Genomic DNA, 7811 nt, shown 5'->3' on the forward strand with positions numbered 1-7811 from the left:
TTTGGGAACAGGGGCGGGCTGGGTGGTTGCTGTTATCGTTGATCGGTCAACGATCAAAAGCTCAAAAGATCGCTGGCTTTAATGACCATTGGCCGAATGCCCACCTGCATGGCCTGCCCCCTGCCCTGCGCCCTTGCTGTCGCGACCTTTTTTCCCACCTGCGTCGTCATGACTGGCACTGTCGGCTTTATCCGCCGCAGCCTTGGCCTTCTCGGCTTCTTTGCCGAGCTGATCGACAGCCTGCAAGTTGGCCTTGCGTACACTCTCGACAAAGCCCTGGAACGGCAGGTCAGTGATTCCGACCAGACCGAAATGGCCGTTTTCACCGTCCAGCAGACGACCGCTCACCGGCTGATCGAGGTACTGGAACCAATGCACACCGACAATCGACGGTTCACTCACCGCGTGCTTGACGAAATTGGCGTAGGCCGGCCCACGGTCTTCTTCCTTCGCCAGCTCCGTCACACCGCCCCAGAACGGACCGCGATCACGCGAGCCGAAGTTGAATTCGGTGATCAGCACCGGTTTGTCCAGCGCCTGTAGCTTGGCGAAGTCATAACCGTCCTGAGGTTTGAGCGTGTACATGTTGAAGCTCAGGACGTCGCAGTACTGCGCGCAAGACTCGACAGCCTCAGGTGTGCTGATGGCAAACCGACCACCGAGCAGCAGGTGGTTGGGTGCGTGCCATTTCAGCGAATCGGCGATGGTCTTGAAGTAAGTGTCGGCGAAGACTTTCTGGAAATATTTGAAGTCGGCTTCGATTTCCGGGTGCTCTGCACTTGGCAGCGGCGGCACGAAACCCGGGTCTTCCATCAATTCCCAAGCTGGCAGATCAATGCCCCAGGCTTTCGACAGGCCCGCCTGGTTACGGTATTTGTCCCGCAGTTGCTTGAGGAACGCCCGTTTGGCCGGCACGTCGGTAGTCATTTTCAATGTCCCGTACGCCAAGGCATAACGGGCCTTCGGGTCATCGCCGGGACCGGCCCAGGCCAGTTCGTTATCGGCGAAGTAACCGATCAGCCATGGGTCGTCGCGGTGATCGCGTGCAGCAATGGCCACAGCGCGCTCGGTGGCCATGGCGAAACGCGGGTCGAACGGATCGGGCATGCCGCCCCACCAGTCGGTGCCGGTGCTGATACTGGCGTAATCGCCGACGATGGACAGCGGCAAGGTGTACGGCACACGGTCATTCAAGCCCAGCGCCGGAGCGCTCCAGTCGCCGATGGTGTTGAAACCCCAGGCTTGCAGGCGGTCAAGCGTATGGTGGGCCCAGCGCTTTTCGTCGAACGAGTGGGGAGCGCACGGGGTTGTGGCGGCGTCGGCCTTGGCTTCTTCGGCCTTGGTTTCACCCGCAACCGCACACGGCTGGCCATAAGTGCGCTGCAGGTTGGCACCGTAGAAGTCATACCAGCGACCGGCATTGAACCCACGCCCCTGATCGGAACCATTGCCAGTGCGATTGTCGCCTTCACCGTAATGGCCGGCCAATGGCTCGTCGTTAGCGGGCAACGACTCGAACATGGCTTCGCGCCCGGCGACGTAGGTCTGGCTGGTATCGGCGGCGACCGTATTGACCCCCAGGGAATAGAACGGGTGACCTTCCGGGGTCACCAGATACCAGCGACCATCACGCTTTTCCGTACGAAAGAAGCCGCTGGCCTTGAACGCCGGGCCTTTGCTCCAGCCGCCGAACGTGTCCAGGGACGAACGCTCACGCTCGGCCAGCCAGGTTTTCAGTTGCTGCTGTTCTTTGTTTGCCGCCGCTTTGAGCTGCTCGTCGCTGGTGACTTTTTCCGGCCATTTCGCTCGCGTGGACTGACCATAAGCATCCACTAACGAACCGTAGGCCGCTTTGACCACCGCCTCGCCGTCCTGCACGCCAAAGCGCTCAAGCATGATGCTCTGGGCGACTTTTGGCTGATCCATCGACAGCGTCACCGACACCACCTGGCTGCGATCCAGTTCACCCGTGCTGCTGGCCAGCAACACCCGCTGGCCTTCGACAGTGATCGGCATTGGCGGCCCGGCTTTCAGGCCCCGGCTCAACGGCGAACTCGGTGTCAGCGGCACCAGCAGGGTTTGCGCAGGTCCGGCCGGCAAATCGATGCGGCTGACCAGGGTCTTGCCGTCGTTACTCTGGATTTTCACGTAGAGCGTTACAGGCCAGTTCATTGCACTCTGGATACGCAAGCTCATGACGCCAGACTGTGACCAGTCCCAAGCGCCGCTTTGCGGAGTCAGGCGCAGGTTCGGTTGAGCCGCCGGATTGAAAGTCACCCTGCGCAGCACTTCACCTTCGGCCGTTTGCTCCGCATTGGACTGCGGCAGGCTGGCGTCCTGGGTCGCCACCTGGACCACATCGGCGGGCCGGACAAAATTGAACAGCGTCTGTTGTCCGGCTGGAGCCGCCAGCAGTGGCGCAGCGAACATCAGGGCAAAAACAGCGGGTAACGAACGGCGAATCATATGAACCAGGTTCTCCCTAACGACCAGTGAACGGCCTGTGTGGAATCGGTAGTGGGGGGATAGACAACGAAGTGGGCGATTTCGCCCACCGTGTCTCAAGATATTTCGCGGCGAAACGGCGGCAGCGCGTTGAGGATAGCTTTGCCGTAGCGTTGCGTGACCAGACGCCGGTCAAGCAAAGTGATGGTGCCACGGTCTTCTTCGGTGCGCAGCAGGCGCCCGCAAGCCTGAACCAGCTTGAGCGAGGCGTCGGGCACCGAGATTTCCATGAACGGATTACCACCTCGGGCTTCAATCCATTCGGCCAGCGCGGCTTCGACCGGATCGTCCGGGACCGAGAACGGGATCTTGGCGATCACCACGTGCTCACAGTAAGCACCCGGCAAGTCGACACCCTCGGCGAAACTCGCCAGGCCGAACAGCACACTGGAGTCACCGCCATCGACCCGCGCCTTGTGCTTGTTCAGGGTTTCCTGCTTCGACAGGTTGCCTTGAATGAACACTTGCTTGCGCCAGTCGCGGTCCAGGCCGTCGAACACGTCCTGCATCTGTTTGCGCGAAGAGAACAGCACCAGCGTGCCGCGCGAGCCTTCGACCAGTTCCGGCAGGTCACGAATGATCGCCGCAGTGTGGGCCGCCGCGTCCCGTGGGTCGGCGCGCAGGTCCGGCACCCGCAGCACGCCTRCATCAGCATGATGGAACGGGCTCGGCACCACCGCCGTCACGGCTTTTTTCGGCAGACCGGCACGCATGCGGAAACGGTCGAAGGTGCCCAGTGCGGTCAAGGTGGCCGAGGTCACCAGCGCACCATAAGCCACATTCCACAGGTTGCGTCGGAGCATTTCCGCCGCCAGGATCGGGCTGGCGTTGACCTCGATATCGAACAGCGAACCGCTTTCGGCCAGGGTTAGCCAGCGCGCCATCGGAGGATTGTCTTCCGGGTCTTCGGCGGTGAATGCGGTCCACAGCTCCCAGTTGCCCTGGGAACGGGACAGCAGGCTGCCAAACAGCGGATACCACTCTTCCGCCTGATTGCTGGCGATACCGATGTTGACCTCGCCATCCATACCTTCCTTGAGCAGCTCGGTAAGCCGGGTAAAGACATCGGTCAGGCGTGCGAAGCCTTTCTTCAGCTCGATGCCCATCTCGCGCATATGCTCGGGAATCACCCCGCCGACGAAACGATGACGCGGCCGTTCACGGCCCTCGACGTCTTCGCCGGGCTTGAATTCGGCAACCTGTTCGCAGGCGGTGAACATGAACTGCTGTTGGGTCTTGATCTCTCGCGCCAGCTCCGGCACTTGTTCGATCAGTTTGCCCAGATCGCCCGGCAGTGGATGCTGGGCCAGCAACTTGGTGAGGTTCTTGGCGGTCGTTTCCAGCCAGTCGGCGGTGGATCGCAAACGCGTGTAATGGGCGAAGTGGCCGATCGCCTTGTCTGGCAGGTGATGGCCTTCGTCGAACACATAGATGGTGTCGCGCGGGTCGGGCAGGACGGCACCGCCGCCCAAGGCCAGGTCGGCGAGGACCATGTCGTGGTTGGTGACGATCACGTCCACCTTGCCCATGCCTTCGCGCGCCTTGTAGAAGGCGCACTGACCGAAGTTGGGGCAATGACGGTTGGTGCACTGGCTGTGATCGGTGGTCAGRCGCGCCCAATCCGCATCTTCAAGGGCGGTGGACCAACTGTCGCGATCGCCGTCCCATTTATTGCCGGCAAGCTTTTCGATCATGCTGGTGAACAGCTTCTGACTGGCTTCATCGACCTCGATCTTGAAGCCTTCTTCTTCGAACAGCTGCGCGGTAGCGGTTTGCGCGTGGCCTTCCTGCAACAACATGTCGAGCTTGGACAGGCACATGTAGCGGCCACGGCCCTTGGCCAGCGCAAAGCTGAAGTTCAGCCCGCTGTTGCGCATCAGGTCCGGCAGGTCCTTGTAGACGATCTGTTCTTGCAGGGCGACGGTCGCCGTAGCGATCACCAGGCGTTTGCCAGCGGCCTTGGCAGTCGGAATCGCCGCCAGGCTGTAGGCCACGGTTTTCCCGGTACCGGTGCCGGCTTCCACCGCGACAATCGCGGGGTCGCCACTGCGCCGGCCTTCGTCGTCGGTGTCGATGTCACCGAGGACCTTGGCTATTTCGGCGATCATCAGGCGCTGGCCGTAACGCGGCTTGAGGCTCTTGGCTTCGAGAAAACGCGAGTAGGCGCCCTGGATCGTGGTTTTGAGTTCTGTGCTGATCATGGATTGTCGGGCGCAAAAAACGCTGGATAAATTTTCAGTGGTTCGGATCGGCGGCTATCATACCCCGCTAATTAATCCCGCGCAGAACGGAGTACCCCAATGACACCTTTCGCCCTCATTTATACCCTGCATGTACTGGCGGCCCTGGTCTGGGTCGGCGGCATGTTTTTCGCCTGGATGGTCCTGCGCCCCGCCGCCATGAAGGCACTTGACGGGCCTGCGCGACTGAAGCTGTGGGTAGAAGTGTTTCAACGTTTTTTTGTCTGGGTCTGGGTCGCGGTGGTGATCTTGCCGATCAGTGGTGTCGGGCTGATTCATCTGCGCTTCAGTGGCTTTGAAACCRCGCCGCGTTACGTGCAGATCATGATGGGGCTGTACCTGGTGATGACCGCGCTGTTTATCCGCATTCAGGCGCTGAATCTGCCGGAGTTGCGCAAAGCCGTGCTGGCTGAGGATTGGCCGGCGGGTGCGGCGATGCTGGGCAAGATTCGGCGTCTGGTGGGGATCAATCTGTCGCTGGGGTTGCTGCTGGTAGCGGTGGCTTCGGCTCGGCCGATGTTCTAGGAATTCCCCCCCGTAGCAGCTGGCGAAGCCTGCGTTCGGCTACGCAGTGGCCGTAAATCCTGTCTCCACGGTTAACCTGAAAAAACGTGGCGGCTGATTTTACGACTGCTTCGCCCGAACGCGGACCGAGCCGAACGCAGGCTTCGCCAGCTGTTACGGATCGTGTCGCGCCCCCCTTGCCAATCGTTACAACCGCTGTACCGTCACGGCACCTGCCGCGCCGGCAGGACCTGGCTGACCTGGCGCACCTGCGCGACCGCTTTTGCCGCCGTCGGCACGGTAGACGAAACACCCCTTGGCCTTTCCGCCTGCGCCTGGCTTGCCACCGGCACCGGCCACGCCGCCGGCGCCACCGTCGACCAGCACCTTGATCTGCTGGGCCGGGTAATCACGCGGCAATTCCACCCGGACCTGCGCGCCCGGCGCCCCGGCATGACCATCGCCACCATTATCGCCATCCGCCCCATGCCCGGCCTGGCCCCACGTGCAGCCCGGCTCCTGGCCGTTGCCGCCATCGAGCCCCACGTAACCCGGCGCACCGGCGCCGCCACGGGCATCCACCGACAACTCGGGCGCGTTCAGCGAGACAATCCGCAGATTCAGGTTGCGCCCGGCGCGGGCGGCTTTGAGGTAGGTGCCCGGTGCGCCTCGCGAGGTGATCTGGCTGCCACTGGCAAGCTGCGCACGACTGATATTGAGTTGCAGAGGCTGTTCGCTGGGGACAATCGCAATCCGTGCCTCACGACCCAGACGCAACTCGCCAACGCTCAATTCGGTTACGTTGGAGGGGATCAGCAGCGTGCCATTATCGGCGACTTCCAGGCGTTCCAGCTGCAAAGTGCTGGTGGTATTGGGCAAACGCAGCAGCGAGTTGGTCTCGACCGTGACCACTTGAGCCATCGCCATCGGGCTGATCAAGGCGGCGAGCAGGCAGAGCTTACGCATGACGAACCTCCCCGGCGGCAGGGGCTGCAAGTGTTTGCACATGGAAAATACCGACAATGAGGATCTGCAAGCGATCACGCCACGGATGAGCCCGCTCTTTAAGGTTGCGGTTAAAGAGCACCAGCTCCACAACATGAGTCATCAGCAACAGACAGCCGATCAGATTGATCATCAGATGAAACGGACCGATCAACGGGCTGATCAGATTGACCAGCGCTACCAGCCAGAACAACAGGGTCAAACCCTTCCCCAAGCCCCAAAGCACCTTCATGTACGCCCCCCGCAGATCATTATTCTTTGCACGCACAGTACCGACTTCCGCAACGGATAAGCCAGAGGCCAACGAAAATTCTTCTGAACGGGCGGTTTAGAGCGTCGCAACTGTCGATCAGCGGTCCATGACCCGTTCGACTCTACGGCTTTTCGCCGCGTATTTACGGCAGGCCTCGCCATTGTCTGCAAACCGCCTCTAGGCCCGCACGTTCGGGCAGGCTAGTCTTCGCACATCTGATTGAGGATCTTCGATGACCGCAGGTATTTCTTCGCGCACGCCCCAGCAGGCACTCGCCGCCTTGCTCGACCGCTATGCGCCACAACGTCTGTTGCTGATTGGCGCCAGCGACTTCCCCGCGCTTGAAGCTTTCAAGCTCGCACACCCGGATGCCTGCGTCGCACAAGTCGCGCCCGGCCCTTTGCCACCTGAGCTTGCCGCACAACGCTTCGACCTGGCGCTGGCACTCGACTGCCTTGAGCATCTACCCAAACGCGATGGCCTGAACCTGCTCGGCGGGATTCGCAATCTCAACGCCAGCCGCATCGCGGTGCTGGCGGACCTGAAAGCCTGCGGTTGGCAAGAAACCGACTTTTTTTCCCTGGCACTGCAGGCCAGCGAACGCTTCCAGCGTGACGAACAGGTCCTGACACTCTTTACCTACGATTTGCTTGACTACAAACAAGTGCCTGACTGGCTCAATTCACGGTTCTGGGCCAATCCGGAAAACTTCGGAAAATATTGGTGGTAACACGATGAGTACGTCCATTTGCCCGTGCGGCAGTGGCACCCTGCTGGATGCCTGCTGCGGCCACTACCACGCCGGCCACCCCGCGCCGTGCGCCGAAGCCTTGATGCGTTCGCGCTACAGCGCCTATGTGCTGGGCCTGATCGACTATCTGGTGGCCACCACCCTGCCCGCCCAACAGGCAGGCCTGGATCGTCAGTCGATCAGCGAATGGAGCGCGCAAAGCACCTGGCTTGGCCTTGAGGTGGAAAGCTCCGAGGTCTTCGGCGGCCAGCCTGAACATGCATTCGTCACCTTCACCGCACGCTGGCACGACAGCACCGGCGAGCACAGCCACCGCGAACGCTCATCCTTTGTGCAAAATGCCGGGCGCTGGTACTTCATCGACCCGACTGTACAGCTCAAGGCCGGGCGCAATGATGCATGCCCCTGCGCCAGCGGGCAGAAATTCAAGAAGTGTTGTGCGAGTTATTTCACCGTTTGAGGCGATCTTTTGGGGCTAGACTGGGGTTCAAGGAGAAATACCGCCATGACCCATCAGCAACGCGCCTTACGAATTGTCACCCTGTTCATGTTC

At 61.0% G+C, this 7811-nt stretch carries 7 protein-coding genes; 3 read left to right on the forward strand and 4 right to left on the reverse strand.

The features are described 5' to 3' along the window. Positions 1–78 precede the first annotated feature (78 nt). Both AC1DH9_RS09005 and dinG read right to left on the reverse strand, forming a co-directional pair. A complete protein-coding gene (locus AC1DH9_RS09005; protein ID WP_427536892.1) occupies positions 79–2466 on the reverse strand; it encodes a beta-galactosidase in 2388 nt (795 codons plus the stop codon). A 95-nt stretch (positions 2467–2561) separates the two neighbouring features. Further along, positions 2562–4706, reverse strand: coding sequence for an ATP-dependent DNA helicase DinG (gene dinG, locus AC1DH9_RS09010; RefSeq protein WP_477808062.1), 2145 nt, complete (start codon positions 4704–4706; stop codon positions 2562–2564). A gap of 99 nt (positions 4707–4805) precedes the next feature. Between dinG and AC1DH9_RS09015 the strand changes: the two genes are divergently transcribed. After that, positions 4806–5270 carry a CopD family protein gene (locus tag AC1DH9_RS09015; protein WP_477808063.1) on the forward strand — a complete coding sequence of 155 codons (465 nt, stop codon included), beginning with the start codon at positions 4806–4808 and terminating at the stop codon, positions 5268–5270. Between the two features lie 186 nt (positions 5271–5456). Here the strand turns inward: AC1DH9_RS09015 and AC1DH9_RS09020 are convergent, their stop codons facing one another. Continuing rightward, entirely contained in the window at positions 5457–6215 is a 759-nt protein-coding gene (locus tag AC1DH9_RS09020; protein WP_427536898.1) for a collagen-like protein, read from the reverse strand. Next, positions 6208–6486, reverse strand: coding sequence for a DUF1145 domain-containing protein (locus tag AC1DH9_RS09025; protein ID WP_427533524.1), 279 nt, complete (start codon positions 6484–6486; stop codon positions 6208–6210). The genes AC1DH9_RS09020 and AC1DH9_RS09025 overlap by 8 nt, the downstream gene beginning before the upstream one ends. A gap of 253 nt (positions 6487–6739) precedes the next feature. On the opposite strand from AC1DH9_RS09025, the gene AC1DH9_RS09030 reads away from it, so the two are divergent. Together AC1DH9_RS09030 and AC1DH9_RS09035 are read left to right on the forward strand one after the other, a co-directional pair. Further along, the gene (locus AC1DH9_RS09030) at positions 6740–7237 is read left to right on the forward strand and encodes a DUF6231 family protein (protein WP_427533522.1); all 498 of its coding nucleotides are present in this window, start codon (positions 6740–6742) and stop codon (positions 7235–7237) included. A 4-nt stretch (positions 7238–7241) separates the two neighbouring features. Continuing rightward, positions 7242–7718, forward strand: coding sequence for a YchJ family protein (locus AC1DH9_RS09035; protein WP_054595996.1), 477 nt, complete (start codon positions 7242–7244; stop codon positions 7716–7718). Positions 7719–7811: the final 93 nt, after the last annotated feature.

It is taken from the genome of Pseudomonas sp. 05T35, from assembly GCF_056396605.1.